Below are 20,601 nucleotides of genomic sequence, written 5' to 3'. Positions count from 1 at the left end.
ATAGCGCGCTGCCGCCCCCGCAAAAATGCGGGACAGCCGCAAAGCGGACATTGCGCCGTTGCGTGGCCGCAGCCATCAATCGGCGCGCCATCCGCCCCGTGGCCCGGCCTTGTCCGCACGCAAAAAAAACCGGCGCCACGAGGCGCCGGCTTGGGGTGTCGCAGGCGCCCGCGGCGGGCGCCATCTCCATGCTTACTGCAGCAGGCTGCGCAGCATCCAGGCGTTCTTTTCGTGCACGTCCAGGCGCTGGGTCAGCAGGTCGGCGGTCGGCTGGTCGTTGGCGGCGTCGGCCTTCTCGAAGGCGGCGCGGGCGGTCTTGGCGACCGACTCATTGGCGTTGACCAGCAGGCGCACCATTTCCAGCGCTTCGGGCACGGATTCCGGCTCGGCGATGGACGACAGCTTGGCGTACTCGCGATACGTGCCCGGCGCGTAGTGGCCCAGGGCGCGGATGCGTTCGGCGATGCTGTCCAGCGCGTTCCACGACTCGGTGTACTGGGTCATGAACATCAGGTGCAGCGTGTTGAACATGGGCCCCGTGACGTTCCAGTGGAAGTTGTGCGTCATCAGGTACAAGGTGTACGAGTCGGCCAGCAGCTTGGACAGCTCGCCGGCGACGGCGGCGCGGTCCTTGTCCGAAATGCCGATGTTGATGCGCGGAACGCTGGGGGTCTTCTTGGAGGACTTTGCCATTGCTAGCTCCCTGTGGGGTTGGTAGACAAAACGAGGATAACACCGCGATTGCGACAATCCGGCGCTGCCGCCGGCCGCCGCCATGCGGCTTGATCGAGCGCAAATCCGCTCGTATTCTCTTCAGTCCTGCACGGCCGCGGCTTCGTCCGACAGCATCCGCACGCCAGGCAGTTCGCATTCGTACACCGCCTGGGCCAGCGCCTCGATCGCCGCCAGCCGCGGGAAGCTGCGGCGCCAGGCCAGCACCACGCGACGCTCGGGCACGTGGCCCTCGAACGGCAGGTAGCGCAGCAGGCTGTTGGCCGGCGGCTGCTCCGGCACCGCCGTCACCGGCAGCACCGTCACGCCGATCCCGGCCGCGACCATGTGGCGGATGGTCTCCAGCGAAGATCCCTCGAAGGTGCGCTGGATGCCGTCGCTGGCGGCCGAGAAGCGCGACAGCTCCGGACACACCTCCAGCACCTGGTCGCGGAAACAGTGGCCGCTGCCCAGCAGCAGCATGGTCTGCTGCTTCAGGTCCTGCGCGTCGATCGACTCGCGCTGCGCCAGCTCGTGGTCCTGCGGCACCGCCACCACGAACGGCTCGTCGTACAGCGGCTGCATCACCAGCCCCGCTTCGGGCAGCGGCAGCGCCATGATGGCGCAATCGATCTCGCCCTGGCGCAGCAGCTCCACCAGGCGCACGGTGAAGTTCTCCTGCAGCAGCAGCGGCATCTGCGGCGTGCGTCCGATCTGCACTGGCACCAGGCGCGGCAGCAGGTACGGGCCGATGGTGTGGATCACGCCGACCCGCAACGGACCGGCCAGCGGGTCGTGGCCCTGGCGCGCGATCTCCTTGATGCTGGCGCTCTCTTCCAGCACCTTCTGGGCCTGGGCGACGATGCGCTGGCCGATGGGCGTCACGCCCACTTCGGCCCCGCCCCGCTCGAACAGCGTCACGCCCAGCTCGTCCTCGAGCTTGCGGATCGCCACCGACAGCGTGGGCTGGCTGACGAAACAGGCCTCGGCCGCCCGGCCGAAATGGCGCTCGCGCGCCACCGCCACGATGTATTTCAGTTCGGTGAGAGTCATGGTGGACTACGCCCCCGGGAGTTGAGCGCGCGCCCGGCGGGCCGCGCTGGAAAATGAAAAGGTCATCGGAAAGCCCCTCCGCTAGGTGCGCAGGAAGTCTTCCCTGCCCCGCATCCAGCGGGCCAGGTGTGCCTCGACGGCGGCGGGATGTTCGGCGCGCAGCCACACCGCGGCGTCGCGCGCCTGCTCGGCGATCTCGGCGTCGGTTTCCAGATCGGCGAAACGCAGCAACGCCATGCCGGACTGGCGCGTGCCCAGGAATTCGCCCGGACCGCGCAGCTCCAGGTCGCGGCGCGCAATCTCGAAGCCATCCGAGGTTTCGAACATGGCGCGCAGGCGCTCGCGCGCCACCTGCGACAACGGCGTCTGGTAGATCAGGACGCAGACGGACTCAGCGGTGCCGCGCCCCACCCGGCCGCGCAGTTGGTGCAGTTGCGCCAGCCCGAAGCGCTCGGCGTGTTCGATGACCATCATCGAGGCATTGGGCACGTCCACCCCGACCTCGATCACGGTGGTCGCCACCAGCAGGTCGATCTCGCCCTCGCGGAAGGCCTGCATCACGGCGGCCTTCTCGGCCTGCGGCAGGCGGCCGTGCACCAGGCCGATGCGCAGGTCCGGCAGGTCGGCGCGCATGCCCTCGTAGGTGTCGACGGCGGTCTGCAACTCGAGGGCTTCGCTTTCCTCGACCAGCGGACAGACCCAATAGGCCTGCCGGCCGCCGCGCGCGGCCTGGGCGATATGGGCGATGACCTCCTCGCGGCGCGCGTCCGACACCAGCTTGGTCAGCACCGGCGTGCGGCCCGGCGGCAGTTCATCGATCACCGACACGTCCAGGTCGGCGAAGAAGGTCATGGCCAGCGTGCGAGGAATCGGCGTGGCGCTCATGTTGAGCTGGTGCGGCACGATGCGGCCGCGCACCGTCTCGCCCTTGCGCGTCAGCGCCAGGCGCTGGCCGACGCCGAAGCGGTGCTGCTCGTCGACGATCGACAGCCCCAGCCGGTGGAACTCGACGTGGTCCTGGATCAGGGCCTGGGTGCCCACCACCAGTTGCACGCTGCCGTCGGCCGCCGCGGCGGCGGCCTCGCGCCGCGCCTTGGCCGTCAGGCTGCCGCTGAGCCACGCAACGTTCACGCCCAGCGGCTGCAGCCACGACACCAGCTTGCGGAAATGCTGCTCGGCCAGGATTTCGGTGGGCGCCATCAGCGCCACCTGCGCGCCGCCGGCAATGGCCTGGGCCGCGGCGATCGCGGCGACCACGGTCTTGCCGCTGCCGACATCGCCCTGCAGCAGGCGATGCATCGGATACGGCCGCGCCAGGTCCGCCGAAATCTCGGCCACCACGCGCTGCTGCGCCCCGGTCAGCTTGAAGGGAAGCGCCTGGTACAGCCGGTCCACCAGGCCGCCCGGCTCGTCGCGCGCCGGCAGCGCCTCGGCTTCCTTGACGCGCCGCGCGGCGCGCGCCGCGGCCAGCGACAACTGCTGGGCCAGCAACTCATCGAACTTGATGCGGCGCCAGGCGGGATGCACGCGCTCCAGCAGGGCCGCCTCGGACTCGCCCTGCGCCGGCGTGTGCAACGCGCGGATCGCCGGCTCGAACGGCGCCAGGTCGTAACGCGCCAGCGCCTGCGGCGGCAGCGTATCGGACAGGTCGGCGCGGTCCAGCGCCTGCGCGATGGCGCGCCGCAGCGTCAACTGCGGCAGGCCCTCGGTGGTGGGATAGACGGGCGTCAGCGCGGTGGGCAGCGGCGCGTCGGCGTTGGTCAGGCGCGGATGCACCATCTCGCGCCCGAACAGACCGCCACGGACCTCGCCGCGCGCGCGCAGCCGCCTGCCGACCGTGACCTGCTTCTGCTGGCTGGGGTAGAAATTCAGCCAGCGCAACTGCAATTCGCCGCTGTCATCGGCCAGCGTCGCGGTCAGTTGGCGCCGCGGCCGGTACAGCACTTCGGATTTGGTGATCTCGCCTTCGACCTGGCCGGCGAAGCCCGGCCGTAACTGGCTGATCGGGATGACCCGGGTTTCGTCCTCGTAGCGCAGCGGCAGGTGCAGCACGAAGTCCTCGGGCAGCACCAGACCCAGGTTACGCAGCTTGCGCTCCGTATCCGTCATGGCTTTGCCGGCGCCTTTGGAATCGGCGCCGGATCGCTTGGTAGCCACTGCCGCGGCCGGCATATGGGAGGAAACCCCGGGGGAAAACGCGCGTGGGCGGGCGTTACAGGACCAGGACGGCCTCGACCTCGAACTGCGCGCCCTTGGGCAGGCTGGCCACGCCGACCGTCGAACGGGCCGGGAACGGCTGCGGAATGAGTTCGGCCATGATGGCGTTGGCGGCGGTGAACTTGCCCAGGTCGGTCAGGAACAGCGTCAGCTTGACCACATTGTCCAGCGTGCCGCCGGCCGCTTCGACCACGGCCGTCATGTTGGCGAAGGCCTGGCGCACCTGCGCATCGAAATTCTCGGAGACCAGGTCGCCGGTACCGGGCTCGAGGCCGATCTGGCCCGAAAGGTAGACGGTCTTGGTGCCAGTGACGGCAACCGCTTGCGAGTAAGGGCCAACGGCGGCGGGCGCGGCGTCGGTATGGATGATTTGCTTGCTCATGGGCGGAATCCTTCTGGTGACGGATAGCTACAACTATCGGATTTTAATCGGCAATAGGGTTTTGCGAAAGGCTCTATGCCAGGGAACCCCCGAACCGTCCATGTTACCCACACTTCGGGACGGAAAAACGCAATGCGGACCGCCCCGGCATCGCCCACCGGCATTCCCACCCAAGGAAAACATCATGGCCCAGGACTATCGCGTCACCCTCAAGGATTGGATTCGCCAGGCCACCGGCGCGCAAGACTCGGACGAATTCGAACAGACCGGCATCACGGTCTTGAGCATATCCCCGTTCCCGGAAGCCATCATCCTGGCCCACCCGCCCGAGAACAGCGAGGTGTTCATCCTGGCGGTCCAGGTCGACGCCCTGGATGCCGACGTCCACCCGACCCTGCTGCGCAACGTCCTGCAGCTCAATTGCGACCCGGATCTGCTGCCGGGCGCCTTCGCGCTGGAGCCGCAGGAACAGGTCGTGCTGTACCGCTGGGTTGTGGACCTGCCGGACATGGACGAAACCAGTTTTCAGAACGTCCTGGGCAATTTCGCCGTGCTGGCGGGCAAGGCGCTCGATGCCTATCGCGACGCCCTGCCCGTGGCCACCGCCGCCGCCAGCGCGGAGCCGTTCGGCCAGGCGCCCGGCGTCCTGCGCGCCTGACCCCGGGAGACCCGCCATGCAAAGCATTTCCCGACTCCTGACCAGCCAAACCCCCAAAATCGCGGACTCCGCCAGACGTGTGGTCACCAACCGCACCCAGAGACAAATCGTCTCGTCGTTCATGCGGCGCCAGAACTTGAGTACCCGCTCCCGGCCGGTGGGCACCCACATCCAGATGCGGCGCTACAGCTCGTCATCCATTCCGCCGGGGGGTACCGGACGCACCGGACACACCGGACACACCGGAGGCACCGGGGGCACCCGTGGCACTCGTGGCACTGGCTGCACGGGCACCACCACGGGCGGCATCCAGCGTTCACGCGGCCATTCGACCGCCGGCACCCAGGGCCACCGCACGCCGCCCAGTCCCGCCACGCCATCCTCGCAAGGCCCCGGCCTGCTGCGCATCGCGGTCGACGCCCTCGTCAACGCGGTCTCGGCCCTGTTCGGGCAGACCGGCACGGCCTCGCCGCCCTTGCCGACCGTCGCCCCCGAGCGCGCCAAAGAGGTCTACGCCTATCTGGGCGACCACAGCTTCAAACGCCCCTCGGCGCAACCCTTCCAGGGCGATGCCCAGGCGGCGGTCCGCTTCCACCAGCAACGCGCCAGCGAGACCGCGACCAGCCTCGGCGTGCCCAAGAGCGTGGCCGACCAGATGCCGCCGGAGGCGGATCTGGCCATGTGGATGTACCAGCAGGCGCAGACCGATGGCGGCAGCGTGGACGACAACCACGTGCCGCCCCCGTTCAACGGTCGCGATTTCAACCAGGCGCTACGCGGCGACGCGCCGCTCAGGACGGGAGAATCCCGCCCCCCGCGCGACACCCACGATGCCCGCGACATATCCCGCGAGAAACTGATCGCCGGGCTGGAACTGCGGGTGCTGACGCCCCCCACGCCGTCGGGCGAGCCCAAGGTTTATGCCCGCACCCTGGCCACCAACGACCACAACACCGAGTTGCTCAGGCGCCTGAACGCGGGCGAAGCGGTCACCGATGCCGGCGTCATCTCGGTCACCACCAAGCTGGACGCCGCGTCCCCCGCCATGTACCTGGTCTCCGTCGACAACGCCTTCGTCGACCCGCATGGTCCGGACGCCAATGACCTGGCGCGCGCGGAAGCCGAGCACATGGCGGTCGGGCAGGTACTGGTCAAGATCGGCGAACACAATGGCGTGCCGATCGTGGCGGCCCACGCGGACATGGCGGTCCATGCCAATGCGCTGGCCGACATCGCCCGTCACTTCACCTTCCAGGAAGGCACGCTGGAAACCGCCGTCCAGACCCAGGCCCGCACCGAACGCGCCGACGCCGCCCGCACGCGCATCGCCGAACACCCCGACGAACTGCTGGCCCTGGCTCGCGGCAAGCTGACGGCCTAGCGCCGCTCGCCCCATCCGGCGCCCTGCCCGCCCGGCGTCAACGGCGGTCCGCCAGGGGCGGGCCGCCGATCTCCGCCCGGCTGGCCCACAGCAGGTCGTACAGCGCCTGCGCCGCCAGCGGCAGGCTGCGGCCCTGGCGCCACACCAGATACAGCGGCCGCAGCAGCGCCTTGCCCGCCAGCGGCACGATGCGCAGGTCCGTGCCGCCGAAGTGGAACAGCGTCATCGCCGGCACCACCGCCACGCCCAGGCCGGCGCGCACCAGCCCGGTGACCGTGGCCAGGTGCTCGACCTCGAACACCGGCGGCGGCGCGTCGGCGCCGAAGGCCGCGTCCAGATGCTTGCGCACGCTGCTGTTGCGCGCCAACTGGATCACCGCGTAACGCGCCACGTCGCGCAGGCGCACCCGCGCCTGCGCAGCCAGCGGATGATCGGCGCGGCACACCAGGAAATAGCGATCGGCGTGCAGGAACTCGCTGTCCAGGTCGCTCATGTCCGGGCGTCGCGAAGCCACCGCGAAGTCCACCTGGCCGTCGCGCACCATGTCCAGGCACGGGTCGAGCAAGGCGTCGCGCAGGTCCACCGCGATGCCCGGATGCTGCTCGCGGAACCTCGCCAGCAGCGGCGGCAGCCAACCCGCCGCCAGCGACGGCAGCGCGGCCAGCGCCACCCGGCCGCGACGGCGGGCGGCGTGATCGCGCAGGTCTTCCATCACCAGGTCCATATCGGCCAGCAGGCGGCGCGCCGACGCGTCCAGCACGCGCCCTTCGGCCGTCAGCTCCACATTGCGGGTGTTGCGGTCGAACAGCCGCAGGCCGGCGCTGTCTTCCAGTTGCCGGATCAACGCGCTGAAGGCCGGCTGCGTCAGATGGCAGCGCTGGGCGGCGCGGGTGAAGTGCCTTTCTTCGGCCAGGGCCACGAAAGCGCGCAATTGCCGGGCGGATAGATTCATGGCTTTTTTGGATTAATTGATCCGATATTTCTATTTTACGGATGATCGGACGCTGCCTATAGTGGGCTCCGGCTTCCCTCACGCGACTTTTATGCCTTCCTCTCCCCTGCTCATCGGTTGCGCCTCCGGCTTCTCCGGCGATCGCAGCGACGGCGCCGCCGCCGTGGTGCGTACGCTGGCTGCCCGGGGCGGCGGCACGCTGATCTTCGAAACGCTGGCCGAGCGCACCCTGGCGCTGGCGCAACTGGCGCGCAATGCCGACCCGCGCCGCGGCTACGAGCCGCTGCTGGACGAACTGGTGGCGCCGGTGCTGGCCGACTGCCTGCGCCACGGCATCGCCATCGTCAGCAACTTCGGCGCCGCCAACCCGGTGGGCGCGGCGCGCCGCATTGCCGAACTGGCGGCGCAGCAGGGCCTGCCGGCGCCGCGCATCGCCGTGATCCATGGCGACGCGCTCGACACACCGGCACAGCGCGACCTGCTGCGGCAACGCCTGGGCGCGGCGCTCGACGGGGTCGAGGTGGTCAGCGCCACCGCGTACCTGGGCGCCAGCGAGATCGCGCAGGCGCTGGCAGCCGGCGCGCAGATCGTGGTCGCCGGCCGCGTCGCCGATCCGTCGCTGACGCTGGGCCCGGCGCTGGCCCATTTCGGCTGGGACGCGCAAGACTGGCCGCGCCTGGGTCGCGCCACCATGGCCGGCCACATGCTCGAATGCGGCCTGCAGGTCACCGGCGGCTATTTCTGCGTGCCCGGCCTGAAGGAAGTGCCGGACGTGCACGCCGCCGGCTTTCCCATCGCCGAGATCGACGCCGACGGCGAGTTCGTCATCGGCAAGGCCGCCGACACCGGCGGCGCGGTGAACGCCCGCACGGTCAAGGAACAGTTGCTGTACGAAGTGCACGACCCGGCCCGCTACCTGACGCCCGACGTGACAGCCGACCTCAGCCAGGCGCGGGTCGAGGAACTGGGCCCCGACCGCGTCGCCGTGCGTGGCATCACCGGCCACGCGCGCCCCGCGGAACTGAAGGTCAACGTCTGCCACCACGGCGGCTGGCTGGCCGAGGCCGAGATTTCCTACGCCGGCGTGCAGGCCGAGGCGCGCGCCCGGCTCGCCGCCGACATCGTGCGCCAACGCATCGGCTCGGCGCTGCGCCTGCGCGCCGACCTCATCGGCGCCATCAGCATCCTGGACAACGACGCCGGCGCCTTGCGGCAGGGCCAGGCGGCCGGACATGCCCGCGATGTGCGCCTGCGGATCGCCGGCGAGCACACCGATCGCGCCATCGCCGAACGCGTGCTGCGCGAAGTCACCGCGCTCTACACCTGCGGCCCGGCCGGCGGCGGCGGCGTGCGCACGGCGCTGCGCCCGCGCCTGAACATGGTGTCCTGCACCATCCCCCGCGATGCCGTGCCCAGCGGCTGGCGCTTCCTGGACGAGATCCCGCAATGAACACCCCGTCGATGACCGTCCCCCTGTACCGCCTGGCGCACAGCCGCTCCGGCGACAAAGGCGACACCTCCAACCTCAGCCTGATCGCCTGGGACCCCGAATGCTATGAAGTGCTGGCCGCGCAGGTCACCGAAGCGCGCGTGGCCGCCTGGTTCGCCTATCGCCAGCCGGCCCGCGTCACCCGCTACCTGCTGCCGACCCTGCACGCCATGAACTTCGTGCTCGAAGGCGTGCTGGACGGCGGGGTCAACGACGCGCTCAACCTGGACGCGCACGGCAAGAGCCTGTCTTTCCGCCTGCTGGACATGACGGTGCCGGTCAGCGCCACGCTGGCCGCCCGCCTGCCCGACATTCCGGAGGACCGCCCCGCCCCCGCCTGACCCCGCCGCACCACCACGACAACAACACACACAACACACGACAGGAGACACATCATGCGCTTTACCCTCAAGGGCCGGCTGGCCCTGCTGCTGGCCGCCATGCCGCTGACCGCCCTGGCCCAGGGCGCCGCCGCCAACGGCTTTCCGACCAAGCCCATCACCTTCATCGTGCCGTTCGCCGCCGGCAGCGCCACCGACCAGATCGGCCGCGCCATCGGCCAGGGCGTCACCGAACAGACCGGCCAGGCCGTGGTGATCGAGAACAAGCCCGGCGCCAGCGCCATGATCGGCGCCGCCGCCGCCGCCCGCGCCGCGCCCGACGGCTACACGGTGCTCATCACCACCAACACCACCCACGCCGCCAACGAACACCTGTACAAGACGCTGACCTACCAGCCGGTCAAGGACTACGCGCCGATCTCGCTGCTCGGCAAGGGCGGCCAGATCATGGTGGTCAACCCCAATTCGACCGCCAAGTCGGTCGGCGACTTCCTGGCGCAGGCGCGCCAGTCGCCCGGCAAGCTGAGCTTCGGCAGCGGCAGCTCCAGCAGCCGCATCGCCGGGGAACTGCTGCAGCAGATGGCCGGCGTTCAGTTGCTGCACGTGCCCTACAAGAGCAACCCGCTGGCCGTCACCGACCTGCTCGGCGGCCAGATCGACATGATGATCACCGACACCGCCACCGGGCTCCCCCAGGTCAAGTCGGGCAAGCTGCGGGCCCTGGGCGTGACCGGCCAGGCACGCTCGCCGCTGGCGCCGGACGTGCCCACCATCGCCGAATCCGGCGTGCCGGGCTACGAGATGGGCTACTGGTTCGCGGCCTATGCGCCGGCCGGCACCCCGCCCGACGTCGTCAAGCGCCTGAACGAACTGCTGGTCAAGGCCACGCAGAGCGCGCCGGCCAAGCAGTTCTACGCCCAGACAGGCACCGACCCGGCCAGCTCCACGCCGGACGAGCTGGCGCAGTTCCAGCAGGCCGAGTCGAAGAAGTGGGGCGACATCATCAAGAAGGCCGGCATCCAGCCGGAATGACCGTCCCGGGCGGCTGCGCGCCGCCCTGCTGGCGCCTTTCCCGCATGACCCGTCCTGCCCTAGGTTGACACCTACGGGACGGTATCCGTAGCGATTACGGACTGAGCACCCGATGAACTTCATCGGGTGTTTTGCATTGTAGGGACAGATGTGGGCGCTCGGTGTTGTAGATCTGGACAGACTGCCTGACCATGAGCCTGGCTTGGGCCAGATCAGCGGGTCTTTGGAGCAACAGCTCTCCCTTCAGGATGCCGTTGACCCGCTCGGCCAAGGCATTCTGGTAGCAGTCGTAGCCGTCGGTCATCGAGCAACGGATGCCATGGCGGGCGTGCAGGCGCTGGTAGTACGTCGAGCAGTACTGGATGCCTCGATCCGAGTGGTGCACCAACGGCTGACTCGAGCGCCGCGAGCGCAACGCCATCTCCAGCGCGCGGCGCACCCCTTCGGTCTGCAGATTCTCGGCCACGTGGTAGCCCACGATCTTGCGCGAGTAGGCATCGGTCACCAGGCTCAAGTAGGTGCACCGCTGGTCGGTCGGCAGGTAGGTGATGTCCGCCACCCAGACCTGCTCGGGGCCGGTCGCCACCACCTGGCCTTGACCCGCCTTGAGCAGGTTCGGGTGGCGCCGGAAGCGGTGATGGCTGTCCGTGGTCTTGTGATACGCCCGGCGCGGTCTGACCAGCATCCGGGCGCTGCGCAGGATGTCGAACAGCGCATCGCGCCCGGCCTTGATCCCCGCCTCGCGCAGCGGCTGGCGCAGCACGTGATGTAGCTTACGCGTACCCAACTTCGGTTGCCGGACCCGCAACGCCGTCACCATCGACACCACCTGGCAAGCCTGCTGCTGGCGCTCTCGCTCCCTGTGCCTGCCCTTGTAATAGGCCTGGCGGCTGTGCCCCATGTAGCGGCAAGCCCTTGCCACGCTCAACCCTTGGACGAGCTTTTGCGTGAGGACTTGCCCGAAGGCTTTTTTACGACGCGCACCCCGTAGTCTTTCTCCAGCACGTTGACCACGGCCTCGAACAACTGCGCCTTCTCGCGCGCCTCCTTGAGCTGAACCTCCAGCTCCTTGATCCGCTGCTCGGGCGTGAGTCCCTTGCCCTGACGATCCATATCCACTCCTCTGACCGTCGGCAAGCTCCAGCCACTCCAGCCCGGGCGACCATGCTTGCGCAGCCACACCAGCACCGTCGACCGGCCTTGGATCCCGTAGCGACGCTGCGCCTCTTTGTACGTCAGCTCGCCTTTTTCCACCTGCTCGACCACCGACAGTTTAAAAGCCAGGCTGTAATCCCGCTGGGTTCGCTTGATCCTTGATTCCAATTGACTCTCCTTTTTTCTCTCAAAAAGGTGTCAACCAAATTCAGGACGGGTCAGCAGAAACAAAAAAGCCCCGTCGCAGATGCGACGGGGCTTTTTGCTGGAGCGGATGAAGCGCGACTTATTTGTCGACGAAGGCGCGCTCGACCACGTAGTCGCCCGGCTGGCCCACGCCCGGCGACACCACGAAACCACGCTTGTCCAGCATGGCGCTGATGTCGGCCAGCATGTGCGGGCTGCCGCAGATCATGGCGCGATCGGTTTCGGGGTTGATCTGGGGAATGCCGATGTCTTCGCACAGCTTGCCGCTTTCCATCAGCTCGGTGATGCGGCCCTGGTTGCGGAACGGCTCGCGCGTGACGGTCGGGTAATAGACCAGCTTTTCGCGCACCACGTCGCCGAAGAACTCGTTGTTGGGCAGTTCGTTCTCGATGAAGTCGGCGTAGGCCAGCTCGCTGACCCAGCGCACGCCATGCACCAGGATGACCTTGTCGAAGCGTTCGTAGACGTCCGGATCCTTGATGATGCTCATGAAGGGCGCCAGGCCCGTGCCGGTGCCGAACAGGAACAGGTGCTTGCCCGGCTTGAGGTCGTCGACCACCAGCGTGCCGACCGGCTTGCGGCTCACCAGGATGGTGTCGCCTTCCTTCAGATGCTGCAGGCGCGAGGTCAGCGGACCGTTCTGCACCTTGATGCTGAGGAATTCGAGGTTCTCTTCGTAATTGGCGCTGGCGATGCTGTACGCCCGCAGCAGCGGCTTGCCTTCGACTTCCAGGCCGATCATGACGAAGTGGCCGTTGTGGAACCGCAGGGCCGCGTCACGCGTGGTGGTGAAGGAGAACAGGGTGTCGTTCCAGTGGTGCACGCTCAGCACGCGCTCGGTATTGAAAGCAGCCATGTCGTATCTAGTAAGGGCGGGACCAGGGGTCGACGGGAAACCGCGACGGCCTCGGCTCGTTCCGCGAGGGGTTCGCCATGGCGCACAAAAGACGCGCCCGGCATTAGGGTTGTCCCTATTCTACAGGGACTTGATGATAATTGCTCTCATTATTCCGTAATACCCTTATGCCGTATTGATGGGGATCAAGGGTCTTATGCGCAGTCTTACATTGAGTTGAATACGATAAAACTTCCTGTTATCGTCCCGCTCTGACTTGATAATCATTTTCGTTAGCAGACCGCTTTGCCGGAGTCCCTATGTCCAAGCGTCCCCAAATGACCACCCTGCTGCGCGCCCTGGCCCTGGCCGGCGCCGCCGCCTTCGCCGTCCCGGCCCACGCGGCCGAGGAAGTCAGCCTCTACACCACCCGGGAACCGAAGCTGATCCAGCCGCTGCTGGACGCCTTCACCAAGGAAAGCGGCATCAAGGTCAACACCGTGTTCGTCAAGGACGGCCTGCTCGAGCGCGTCAAGGCCGAAGGCGTCAAGTCGCCCGCCGACGTGCTCATGACGGTCGACATCGGCAACCTGCTCGACCTGGTGGATGGCGGCGTGACGCAGTCGATCAAGTCGCAGACGCTGGAATCCGTCATCCCCGCCAACCTGCGCGGCGCAGATGGCAAATGGTACGCCCTGTCGTTGCGCGACCGCGTGCTGTACGTCGAAAAGGACCTGAAGCTGGAATCCTTCCGCTACGAAGACCTGGCCGACCCGAAATGGAAGGGCAAGGTCTGCATCCGCTCGGGCCAGCACCCCTACAACACCGCCATGGTCGCCTCCATGATCGCCCATGACGGCGCCGAGGCCACCGAGAAGTGGCTGCGCGGCGTCAAGGCCAACCTGGCCCGCAAGGCCGCCGGCGGCGACCGCGACGTGGCCCGCGACATCCTGGGCGGCATCTGCGACATCGGCCTGGCCAATGCCTACTACGTCGGCCACATGAAGAACGCCGAGCCCGGCACCGACGCCCGCAAGTGGGGCGACGCCATCAAGGTGGTCCGCCCGACCTTTGCCAACGAAAAGAGCGGCGGCACTCACGTGAACGTCAGCGGCGCGGCCGTGGCGGCCCACGCGCCCAACAAGGCCAACGCCATCAAGCTGCTGGACTTCCTGGTGTCCGAGCCGGCGCAGGCCCTGTACGCGCAGGCCAACTACGAGTACCCGGTGCGCAAGGGCGTCAAGCTCGACCCGGTCATCGCCAGCTTCGGCGAACTGAAGGTCGATCCCCTGCCCCTGACCGAGATCGCCAAGTACCGCAAGCAAGCCAGCGAGCTGGTGGACAAGGTCGGTTTCGACAACTAAACGCGGCAAGGCGGCGCCCCCTGGCGCCGTCTCGCGGCTCTCAGGCCTGCCCTTGCTCGCCCGGAAAACTCCCGGGACGCGCGACGGCAGGCCTTGACGCTACTACAGGCGCCGCCCGCGCAGCGCCTTCCCCGCAGTAACTCTTGTGAAGCATGCATACAGATTCCCTGCCCCGGCCACTGCGTTTGCGCTGGACTGAACGCGGCGCTGGCTGGCTGGCCGGCGCCGCCCTGATCGGCCTGGCGGTGCTGGCGCCGGTGCTGACCCTGGTCTGGTGGGCGCTGGGCGGCGATCTGTCGCACTGGCGCCACCTGGCTACCTACGTGTTGCCGCAGGCGCTGACCAACACCGCCGCGCTGCTGGCTGGCGTCGGCGTGCTGGTGACCCTGCTGGGCACCGGCTCGGCCTGGCTGGTGACGGCTTACGAATTCCCCTCGCGGCGCACCTTGACCTGGGCGTTGCTGCTGCCGCTGGCGGTGCCGACCTACATCATCGCCTTCGCCTATCTCGACCTGCTGCACCCGATCGGCCCGATCCAGAGCGCCATCCGCGCGCTGCTGGGCTACGACAGCCCGCGCCAGTTCCGGCTGCCGGACCTGCGCTCGATACAGGGCGCGATCTTCGTGCTGGGCTTCGTGCTGTATCCCTATGTCTACCTGAGCACCCGCGTCATGTTCATGACGCAGGCGGCCAGCCTGCTGGAAGCGGCGCGCACGCTGGGCGCGGGCCGCTATGGCGTGTTCTTCCGGGTGGCGCTGCCGCTGGCTCGTCCGGCCATCGTGGTGGGCGTCAGCCTGGCGCTGCTGGAAACCCTGAACGACATCGGCGCGTCCGAATTCCTGGGCGTGCAGACGCTGACCGTCTCCGTCTACACCACCTGGGTCACGCGCTCGGACCTGGCCGGCGCGGCGCAGATCGCGCTGACCATGCTGGCCATCGTGATCGGCCTGATCCTGCTCGAACGCCATGGCCGCAAGCGCCAGCGCTACGCCAACACGCAACGCATGCGGCCGATGCAGCCGCGGCGACTGCGCGGCGCGGCCGCCGTGCTGGCGGCGGTGCTGGGCTGGATTCCCGTGATCATCGGCTTCGTGGCGCCGGCGCTGTACCTGGTGGTCGAGACCTACAAGCGCCTGCACCTGGTGGGCGGCGTTTCCAACCAACTGCTAAACGGCTTGGGCAACACGCTGATCGTGGCGTTCAGCGCCACCATTGTGACGCTGCTCTGCGGCCTGATCGTGGCCTGGGCCGGCCGCACGCTGCGCGAAAGCGCCGGCTTCAATCCGGGCCGCGCCTGCGCCCGCGTCGCCAGCCTGGGCTACGCCGTGCCCGGCACCGTCCTGGCCATCGGCCTGCTCACCCCCTTCGTCTGGATCGACACCGCCGTGGCCAAGGTCTTTGGCGGCGGCGGCCTGTTCCTGATGGGTTCGATGGCGGCGCTGGTGTGCGCCTATGCCATCCGCTTCCTGGCCATCTCCACCGGCGCGCTCGAAGCCGGCCTGGCGCGCATTCCGCCGTCGCTGGAACAGGCCTCGCGGCTGCTGGGCGAAAGCTCGGCGGGCACCTTGCGCCGCGTCCACCTGCCGCTGCTGCGCCCGGCGCTGGCGGCCAGCGCGCTGCTGGTGTTCGTGGACGCCATGAAGGAATTGCCGGCCACGCTGCTGCTGCGGCCCATGAATTTCGACACGCTTGCCACCTGGCTCTACGCCGAAGCGGCCCGCGGCACCTACGAGGAAGGCGCGGTCGCCGCGCTGGCGATCGTGCTGGCCGGCCTGCTGCCCGTCATCCTGCTGGCCCGCACCAATCTGAAAATGGGACATTGAACATCGTGCCCGATCTGCTTGAACTCGATCACATCTCGCTGGCCTACGACACCCCCAAGGGCCTGCGGCCCGTGGTGCAGGACCTGACGCTGGGCCTGCCGGCCGGCCACATCGGCTGCCTGCTGGGCGAATCCGGCTGCGGCAAGACCACGGTGCTGCGCGCCATCGCCGGCTTCGAGCCGGTGCGCGCCGGCCGTATCCTGCTCGATGGCGCGGTCATCTCCTCGCCCTCCGAGCAGGTCGCGCCGGAAAAGCGCCGCGTCGGCATGATGTTCCAGGACTACGCCTTGTTCCCGCACCTGTCGGTGGCGCAGAACGTGGCCTTCGGCCTGCGCCGCCTGGAGCGCGCCGAACGCACCCGCCGCGTCGAGGAAATGCTGGCGCTGGTCGGCCTGGCGCATGCCGCCAACAGCTATCCGCACGAGATCTCCGGTGGGCAGCAGCAGCGCGTGGCGCTGGCGCGGGCCCTGGCGCCCTCGCCCGACCTGCTGCTGCTGGACGAGCCGTTCTCGAATCTGGACGTCGACACCCGCGAGCGCCTCGCCTTCGAGGTGCGCGAGATCCTGAAGACCACGGGCCACACTGCCATCCTGGTGACCCACAACCAGGCCGAGGCCTTCGCCATCGCCGACCGCATCGGCGTCATGGCATCCGGGCGCATCGCCCAGTGGGACACGCCCTACAACCTGCACCACCACCCGACCGACGACTTCGTGCGCGACTTCATCCGCCGCGAAGCGCTGGTGGAGCAACGCGAGCAGGTCTTCGCGCGCGGGCGCTGATCCACGGGCCGCGCCCGGGCACGGGCGCGGCACGCGACGAACCGGCGATTGCGGCGGGTCCGGCCGGCGGCGCGGCCCGCGCCCTCGACGGCCGATCAGTCGGCCGACAGTTTCACCTTCTGCGACAGCGCCTTGAACGACTCGTACTGGCTGCGGGTCAGGCGCTCCACCTCCGCCGGCGTCGAGCCATAGGGCATGAAACCGGCCTGCTCCAGCTTGTCCTTGACGTCCGGCATCGCCAGCGCGGCCTGGAAGGCTTCGCTCAACGCGTTGGTGATTTCCGCCGGCATCCTGGCCGGGCCATAGACGGCGAACCACGGATCCACCACCGCCCCGCCATAGCCCAGCTCGGCCAGCGTCGGCACGTCCGGCAAGGCAGGCGCGCGCTTGCTGCCGGTAACCGCCAGCGCGTGGACCTTGCCCGACTTGATGTGCGGCAGCGAGGCCGGCAGGTTATCGAACAGGATCGGCAGATGGCCGCCCAGCAGGTCGTTCAGCGCCTGCGCGCTGCCCTTGTAGGGAATGTGCTGCATGCCGGCGCCGGTGAGCTGGTCGAACATGACGCCGGCCAGGTGCATCGAGGTGCCGGTGCCCGGGGTGCCGAAGGCCGTGCCGGGATGCTGCTTGGCGTAGGCCACCAGGTCCTTGACGCTGTCGGCCTTGAGCGACGGGCCGGTCTCCAGCACCACCGAGGACGCGCCCAGCATGCTGATGCCGGTGAAGTCTTTGGTCGGATCGAACGGCATCGACGGATAGACGAAGGGGTTCAGCGCATTGGTGGAGATGGCGCCGAAGCCGATGGTGTAGCCGTCCGGCGCGGCCTTGGCCACGGCGTCCATGCCGATGCTGCCGCCGGCGCCCGGACGGTTCTCGACGATGACCGGCTGGCCCAGTTTCTCGGCCACTTTCGCGCCGGCGGTGCGCGCCACCAGGTCGGTGGTGCCGCCGGCGGTGTACGGCACGATGAACACGATGGGCTTGGCCGGATAGCCGGCGGCCAGCGCGGCATTGGCGCCATGGATCAGCGCCAGCGCGGCCAGGCCGCGCAGCGCGTTCAGGGTAAAGCGTTGCATGATGTCTCCATCCCGATTGTTATCACGTTAGGGATGCGCATCATACTGTGTGGCGCAATTCAGACGCCATGACGAACGAAACCGCGGTTCTTCGCACGTGCGCGGATCAATCCGCCGCGATCGGTGATACAGTGCGGACTTCCCGGCAAGCGGCGCCCTGATTGCGCCGCGGCTTCGCCGGCCCCGAGGCGCCGCGCCCGATGCGCCGCCCTATCCCCACACACCGTACTGCACAGGAGGAAAGCACCATGCAACAACAGACTTCCCCCGTTGCAGGCCGCGTCTAGCACGTTCGAATTTCCTTGCCGCATCTTCGCGGCAGACCATTCGCATTGCCCAGGCCCGGACCTGCCTGACAGGGTCTCTCATTCGTATCGCAATGAGAGCGGCCCTCCTCATGACCTGATCTGGAATTTCCATGGGCAATTGCATTCAAGCACTGTCCGAGCGCGTCACATTGATCGCCTCGGACGACACCTGGATCGAAGGCAACGCGATCCAACAACTCCATACCACCGCCAGGCTCGCCGGCATGCGCCACGTCGCGGGCATGCCGGACCTGCATCCCGGACGCGGCTATCCGGTGGGCGCCGCGTTCTTCTCGCTCGGCCGCCTGTATCCGGCCTTGATCGGCGGCGACATCGGCTGCGGCATGGCGCTCTGGTCGACGCATCTCGAAAGCCGCAAAGTCGCGCCGGACAAGCTCGACAAGCGGCTGCGCAACATCGACGAACCGCTGGACGACTCGTGGCAGGCGCTGGTGTCGGAACTGGCGCCCGCCGGCGTCGGCCATCGGCAGGCGCTGGGCACCATCGGCGGCGGCAACCACTTCGCCGAGCTGCAGTGCATCGACGAAATCCACGATGCGCAGGCATTGGCGGCCTTGCGCATCGACGAGAAAAAGCTGCTGCTGCTGGTGCACAGCGGTTCGCGGGGCCTGGGCCGCTCGATCCTGGAGGAACACGTCCGTCGCCATGGCCATGACGGCCTCGAGCAGGACAGCGCCGCATGCCGGGATTACCTGGCGCAACACGACGACGCCTTGCGATTCGCGCAGGCCAATCGCCACCTCATTGCGCGCCGCATGCTGGCACGCTGGGGCGTGGATGGCGAACAGGTACTGGACGTCGACCACAACCTGGTAACCCCCGCCGTCATCGCCGGAGAAGCGGGCTGGCTGCACCGCAAGGGCGCGACCCCGTCCGACGGCGGACCGGTCATCATCCCCGGTTCGCGCGGCGACTTCAGCTATCTGGTGGCGCCGATCGCCAGCGAGGCCAGCCTGTTCTCGCTGGCACACGGCGCGGGCCGCAAGTGGATGCGCAGCGAGTGCAAGGACCGGCTGTTCAAGCGCTACAGTCCCGCGCAACTGAGCAAGACCCGGTTGGGCAGCCATGTCATCTGCCAGGACAAGCAACTGATCTATGAGGAAGCGCCGGAGGCGTACAAACCCGTGGACAGCATCATCGCCAGCCTGCAACAGGCGGGCCTGCTGACGGTGCTGGCCAGGCTGCGCCCGGTGTTGACCTACAAGACCCGGGGGGAGTGCTGCTGATGATGCTGCTACAGTTATCCGCGGCCCAGGGCCCCGATGAGTGCTGCCTGGCGGTCGCCAAGGCCCTCGCCTACCTGTTGCGCGAGGCCGAGGCCCGTGGCGTTGGCATCGATATCCTCGAACAGGAGACCGGCGTCCGAGCCGGCACCTATCGCTCGGTGCTGCTGGCCCTCGATGGTCCGGGCGCGGCCGGCCTGGCCGCGTGTTGGGAGGGATCGATCCAGTGGATCTGCCCCAGCCCTTATCGCCCTGGCCACCTGCGCAAGAACTGGTTCATCGGCGCGTTGCGTTGCGACCCGCCGGCCATCCGCCAGGACACGGAGATACGCTTCGAAACGACGCGCGCATCCGGGCCGGGCGGCCAGCACGTCAACAAGACGGAATCCGCGGTGCGCGCGACGCACGTGGCGACGGGCATCAGCGTGAAGGTGCAGTCCGAGCGCAGCCAGCATGCCAACAAGCGCATCGCCGCGCTGCTGATCGCGCATCGGCTGGCCCAACATGAGCAGGCCGCGCATGCCACGGAGCGGGCCCGGCGGCGCCAATTCCACCACGAGGTGGCACGGGGTGGTCCCGCGCGCGTGTTCAAGGGCGAGGCGTTCGAGTTGTTGAAAGCCGGATAGACGGCGAACCGGCCGGAGCCGCCAGGCGCATGTCGCCCGGCGCTCCGGCCGGGCGCGTCAAGCCCGCGGCGGCGGCAGCGGGATGAACTCGGTCTCGTCGCCCGGCACGGTCTGGCCGAAGCGGTTGCGCTGCCAGTCTTCCTTGGCCTGCTCGATGCGGTCCTTGCTGCTGGAGACGAAATTCCACCAGAGGAAGCGCGGGCCTTCCAGCGGTTCACCGCCCAGCACCGCGAAGCGCGCGTCGGTACAGGCGCGGATCTGCACCGGACGGCCCGGGGCGAAAACGATCAGGCGGCCGCTCTCGAACACTTGGCCATCGATCTCAACCGAGCCGATCGCCAGGTAGGCGGCGCGCTCTTCGTATTCCGCGGGCAGCACGGTGACGGCGCCGGCGCGCAACTGCATGTCGCCATAGAACAGCGGCGAGTGGGTCTTGACGGCCGAGGTCTTGCCGAACAGCGAGCCGGCCACGACCTGCGCGCGCACCCCCTCGCCCTCGACCACCGGCTGGGCGTCCAGGCCATAGTGGGTGAAACCGGGATCGGTTTCCTCGTGGGCCTTGGGCAGGCCGACCCAGATCTGCAGGCCGGCCAGGCGCTGCGCGGCCTGGCGGCTTTCGGGCGAGGAGCGTTCGGAGTGCACGATGCCGCGGCCGGCCGTCATCCAGTTCACCTCGCCGGGCAGGATGGTCTGGGTGTTGCCGGCGCCGTCGCGATGCACCATCGAGCCTTCGTACAGATAGGTGACGGTGGACAGGCCGATGTGCGGATGCGGGCGCACGTCGATGCCCGAGCCGGCCGTGAATTCAACCGGGCCCATGTGGTCCAGGAAGACGAACGGGCCGACGGTGCGACGCTGCGCCGAGGGCAGCGCGCGCCGGACTTCGAAGCCGCCCAGGTCGCTGCTGCGCGGCACCACCACGGTTTCGATCTGGCTGTCGCCGGCTTGGGACAAAGTGGACATGGGAA

General features: G+C 68.3%; 19 protein-coding genes. 10 read left to right on the top strand and 9 right to left on the bottom strand.

The window, feature by feature from the left end; genetic code table 11:
* Nucleotides 1-192: 192 nt before the first annotated feature.
* From ACUDCK_RS13060 to ACUDCK_RS13045, 4 genes are all read right to left on the bottom strand, one after another.
* Nucleotides 193-693 carry a Dps family protein gene (locus ACUDCK_RS13060; RefSeq protein WP_006386428.1) on the bottom strand — a complete coding sequence of 167 codons (501 nt, stop codon included), beginning with the start codon at nt 691-693 and terminating at the stop codon, nt 193-195.
* A gap of 120 nt (nt 694-813) precedes the next feature.
* Nucleotides 814-1,764 carry a LysR substrate-binding domain-containing protein gene (locus ACUDCK_RS13055; protein ID WP_054502614.1) on the bottom strand — a complete coding sequence of 317 codons (951 nt, stop codon included), beginning with the start codon at nt 1,762-1,764 and terminating at the stop codon, nt 814-816.
* A gap of 81 nt (nt 1,765-1,845) precedes the next feature.
* Nucleotides 1,846-3,936 carry an ATP-dependent DNA helicase RecG gene (gene recG / locus ACUDCK_RS13050; protein ID WP_054502615.1) on the bottom strand — a complete coding sequence of 697 codons (2,091 nt, stop codon included), beginning with the start codon at nt 3,934-3,936 and terminating at the stop codon, nt 1,846-1,848.
* A 40-nt stretch (nt 3,937-3,976) separates the two neighbouring features.
* Nucleotides 3,977-4,363, bottom strand: a complete 387-nt coding sequence (locus tag ACUDCK_RS13045; protein WP_054502616.1) for a Rid family detoxifying hydrolase — start codon at nt 4,361-4,363, stop codon at nt 3,977-3,979.
* Nucleotides 4,364-4,547: 184 nt separating this feature from the next.
* Here ACUDCK_RS13045 and ACUDCK_RS13040 point away from each other — a divergent pair, with 184 nt between their 5' ends.
* Both ACUDCK_RS13040 and ACUDCK_RS13035 read left to right on the top strand, forming a co-directional pair.
* Complete coding sequence (locus ACUDCK_RS13040; RefSeq protein WP_116791208.1) at nt 4,548-5,021, top strand: YbjN domain-containing protein; 474 nt, start codon at nt 4,548-4,550, stop codon at nt 5,019-5,021.
* Between the two features lie 136 nt (nt 5,022-5,157).
* Nucleotides 5,158-6,402 (top strand): hypothetical protein, encoded by a 1,245-nt coding sequence (locus ACUDCK_RS13035; RefSeq protein ID WP_175167873.1) that lies wholly within the window; start codon nt 5,158-5,160, stop codon nt 6,400-6,402.
* 37 nt (nt 6,403-6,439) lie between these two features.
* Here ACUDCK_RS13035 and ACUDCK_RS13030 read toward each other — a convergent pair whose 3' ends face one another.
* Nucleotides 6,440-7,354 (bottom strand): LysR family transcriptional regulator, encoded by a 915-nt coding sequence (locus ACUDCK_RS13030; protein WP_064522968.1) that lies wholly within the window; start codon nt 7,352-7,354, stop codon nt 6,440-6,442.
* Between the two features lie 91 nt (nt 7,355-7,445).
* On the opposite strand from ACUDCK_RS13030, the gene ACUDCK_RS13025 reads away from it, so the two are divergent.
* From ACUDCK_RS13025 to ACUDCK_RS13015, 3 genes are read left to right on the top strand one after another with little or no spacing between them, the layout of a single operon-like run.
* On the top strand, nt 7,446-8,804 hold the full coding sequence (locus ACUDCK_RS13025) for an acyclic terpene utilization AtuA family protein (RefSeq protein WP_054502620.1): 1,359 nt from the start codon (nt 7,446-7,448) through the stop codon (nt 8,802-8,804).
* Complete coding sequence (locus ACUDCK_RS13020) at nt 8,801-9,184, top strand: AtuA-related protein (protein ID WP_175167874.1); 384 nt, start codon at nt 8,801-8,803, stop codon at nt 9,182-9,184. Before ACUDCK_RS13025 ends, ACUDCK_RS13020 begins: the two co-directional genes overlap by 4 nt.
* A 54-nt stretch (nt 9,185-9,238) precedes the next feature.
* Nucleotides 9,239-10,216 carry a Bug family tripartite tricarboxylate transporter substrate binding protein gene (locus ACUDCK_RS13015; protein WP_064522970.1) on the top strand — a complete coding sequence of 326 codons (978 nt, stop codon included), beginning with the start codon at nt 9,239-9,241 and terminating at the stop codon, nt 10,214-10,216.
* Between the two features lie 94 nt (nt 10,217-10,310).
* Here ACUDCK_RS13015 and ACUDCK_RS13010 read toward each other — a convergent pair.
* Both ACUDCK_RS13010 and ACUDCK_RS13005 read right to left on the bottom strand, forming a co-directional pair.
* Nucleotides 10,311-11,539 (bottom strand): IS3 family transposase gene (locus ACUDCK_RS13010; protein ID WP_197487112.1). Its coding sequence is split into 2 segments (ribosomal slippage): nt 10,311-11,189 and nt 11,192-11,539, totalling 1,227 coding nucleotides; the frame shifts between segments, so codons are not numbered across the junction.
* 118 nt (nt 11,540-11,657) lie between these two features.
* A complete protein-coding gene (locus tag ACUDCK_RS13005) occupies nt 11,658-12,434 on the bottom strand; it encodes a ferredoxin--NADP reductase (RefSeq protein ID WP_026383518.1) in 777 nt (258 codons plus the stop codon).
* A gap of 299 nt (nt 12,435-12,733) precedes the next feature.
* Between ACUDCK_RS13005 and ACUDCK_RS13000 the strand changes: the two genes are divergently transcribed.
* From ACUDCK_RS13000 to ACUDCK_RS12990, 3 genes are all read left to right on the top strand, one after another.
* The gene (locus tag ACUDCK_RS13000) at nt 12,734-13,777 is read left to right on the top strand and encodes a Fe(3+) ABC transporter substrate-binding protein (protein WP_175167343.1); all 1,044 of its coding nucleotides are present in this window, start codon (nt 12,734-12,736) and stop codon (nt 13,775-13,777) included.
* A 152-nt stretch (nt 13,778-13,929) separates the two neighbouring features.
* Entirely contained in the window at nt 13,930-15,600 is a 1,671-nt protein-coding gene (locus tag ACUDCK_RS12995; protein WP_175167344.1) for an ABC transporter permease, read from the top strand.
* 5 nt (nt 15,601-15,605) lie between these two features.
* A complete protein-coding gene (locus ACUDCK_RS12990) occupies nt 15,606-16,382 on the top strand; it encodes an ABC transporter ATP-binding protein (protein ID WP_175167345.1) in 777 nt (258 codons plus the stop codon).
* Nucleotides 16,383-16,477: 95 nt separating this feature from the next.
* On the opposite strand, the gene ACUDCK_RS12985 is transcribed toward ACUDCK_RS12990, so the two are convergent.
* A complete protein-coding gene (locus ACUDCK_RS12985; protein WP_175167346.1) occupies nt 16,478-17,455 on the bottom strand; it encodes a Bug family tripartite tricarboxylate transporter substrate binding protein in 978 nt (325 codons plus the stop codon).
* Between the two features lie 418 nt (nt 17,456-17,873).
* On the opposite strand from ACUDCK_RS12985, the gene ACUDCK_RS12980 reads away from it, so the two are divergent.
* Nucleotides 17,874-19,010 (top strand): RNA ligase RtcB family protein, encoded by a 1,137-nt coding sequence (locus tag ACUDCK_RS12980; protein WP_175167347.1) that lies wholly within the window; start codon nt 17,874-17,876, stop codon nt 19,008-19,010.
* A complete protein-coding gene (gene prfH, locus ACUDCK_RS12975) occupies nt 19,010-19,633 on the top strand; it encodes a peptide chain release factor H (protein WP_175167348.1) in 624 nt (207 codons plus the stop codon). The genes ACUDCK_RS12980 and prfH overlap by 1 nt, the downstream gene beginning before the upstream one ends.
* Nucleotides 19,634-19,690: 57 nt before the next feature.
* Here the strand turns inward: prfH and ACUDCK_RS12970 are convergent, their stop codons facing one another.
* Nucleotides 19,691-20,596 carry a pirin family protein gene (locus ACUDCK_RS12970; protein ID WP_175167349.1) on the bottom strand — a complete coding sequence of 302 codons (906 nt, stop codon included), beginning with the start codon at nt 20,594-20,596 and terminating at the stop codon, nt 19,691-19,693.
* Nucleotides 20,597-20,601: the final 5 nt, after the last annotated feature.

It is taken from the genome of Achromobacter sp. CF-sbj1-Ac2-l (assembly GCF_052698165.1).
The sequence above is the reverse complement of the archived record's forward strand: the minus strand, read 5'-3'. Positions and strand labels throughout refer to the sequence as shown.

Excerpts from the sequence above, each read along its gene's own strand:
- ACUDCK_RS13005 (WP_026383518.1), bottom strand. The coding sequence starts at position 12,434 with ATGGCTGCTTTCAATACCGAGCGCGTGCTGAGCGTGCACCACTGGAAC.
- recG (WP_054502615.1), bottom strand. The coding sequence starts at position 3,936 with ATGCCGGCCGCGGCAGTGGCTACCAAGCGATCCGGCGCCGATTCCAAA.
- ACUDCK_RS13045 (WP_054502616.1), bottom strand. The coding sequence starts at position 4,363 with ATGAGCAAGCAAATCATCCATACCGACGCCGCGCCCGCCGCCGTTGGC.
- ACUDCK_RS12995 (WP_175167344.1), top strand. The coding sequence starts at position 13,930 with ATGCATACAGATTCCCTGCCCCGGCCACTGCGTTTGCGCTGGACTGAA.
- ACUDCK_RS13060 (WP_006386428.1), bottom strand. The coding sequence starts at position 693 with ATGGCAAAGTCCTCCAAGAAGACCCCCAGCGTTCCGCGCATCAACATC.
- ACUDCK_RS12980 (WP_175167347.1), top strand. The coding sequence starts at position 17,874 with ATGGGCAATTGCATTCAAGCACTGTCCGAGCGCGTCACATTGATCGCC.
- ACUDCK_RS12970 (WP_175167349.1), bottom strand. The coding sequence starts at position 20,596 with ATGTCCACTTTGTCCCAAGCCGGCGACAGCCAGATCGAAACCGTGGTG.
- ACUDCK_RS13015 (WP_064522970.1), top strand. The coding sequence starts at position 9,239 with ATGCGCTTTACCCTCAAGGGCCGGCTGGCCCTGCTGCTGGCCGCCATG.
- ACUDCK_RS13055 (WP_054502614.1), bottom strand. The coding sequence starts at position 1,764 with ATGACTCTCACCGAACTGAAATACATCGTGGCGGTGGCGCGCGAGCGC.
- prfH (WP_175167348.1), top strand. The coding sequence starts at position 19,010 with ATGATGCTGCTACAGTTATCCGCGGCCCAGGGCCCCGATGAGTGCTGC.
- ACUDCK_RS13040 (WP_116791208.1), top strand. The coding sequence starts at position 4,548 with ATGGCCCAGGACTATCGCGTCACCCTCAAGGATTGGATTCGCCAGGCC.
- ACUDCK_RS13000 (WP_175167343.1), top strand. The coding sequence starts at position 12,734 with ATGTCCAAGCGTCCCCAAATGACCACCCTGCTGCGCGCCCTGGCCCTG.
- ACUDCK_RS13020 (WP_175167874.1), top strand. The coding sequence starts at position 8,801 with ATGAACACCCCGTCGATGACCGTCCCCCTGTACCGCCTGGCGCACAGC.
- ACUDCK_RS13025 (WP_054502620.1), top strand. The coding sequence starts at position 7,446 with ATGCCTTCCTCTCCCCTGCTCATCGGTTGCGCCTCCGGCTTCTCCGGC.
- ACUDCK_RS13030 (WP_064522968.1), bottom strand. The coding sequence starts at position 7,354 with ATGAATCTATCCGCCCGGCAATTGCGCGCTTTCGTGGCCCTGGCCGAA.
- ACUDCK_RS12985 (WP_175167346.1), bottom strand. The coding sequence starts at position 17,455 with ATGCAACGCTTTACCCTGAACGCGCTGCGCGGCCTGGCCGCGCTGGCG.